The sequence below is a fragment of the Saezia sanguinis genome, from assembly GCF_003991585.1.
GTDB lineage: Bacteria > Pseudomonadota > Gammaproteobacteria > Burkholderiales > Burkholderiaceae_C > Saezia > Saezia sanguinis.
The window spans coordinates 1-251 of sequence record NZ_PQSP01000149.1; the positions used below are offsets into that span (position 1 = coordinate 1).

Annotated in this window: 1 protein-coding gene; it reads right to left on the minus strand. The window is 63.3% G+C overall.

The window, feature by feature from the left end; translation table 11 throughout:
- A partial coding sequence (locus CUZ56_RS15295) for a DivIVA domain-containing protein (RefSeq protein WP_204250971.1) occupies nucleotides 1-251 on the minus strand: 251 nt, incomplete at both ends.

The following is a 251-nucleotide window of genomic DNA, read 5'->3' on the forward strand; positions in this document are numbered from 1 at the left end:
GACCGGGGGTTTGATCGGTTCCGGAGGGGGGGCCTGCTGTACCGGTTTGCCCAGAACCGGGCCGCGGCCGGACTTGGCGTCGGCCAATTCGGCATCGAGTTCGGCAACCCGCTGGCGAAGGTCGGCGTTCTCCTCGATCAACCGGGAAAGTTCCTGCTCCACCAGATCCAGGAAAGCATCGACTTCGTCCTCGTTGTAGCCGCGTTTCCCGATAGGCGGTTTGCTGAACGCGACGTTGTGCACATCGGCTG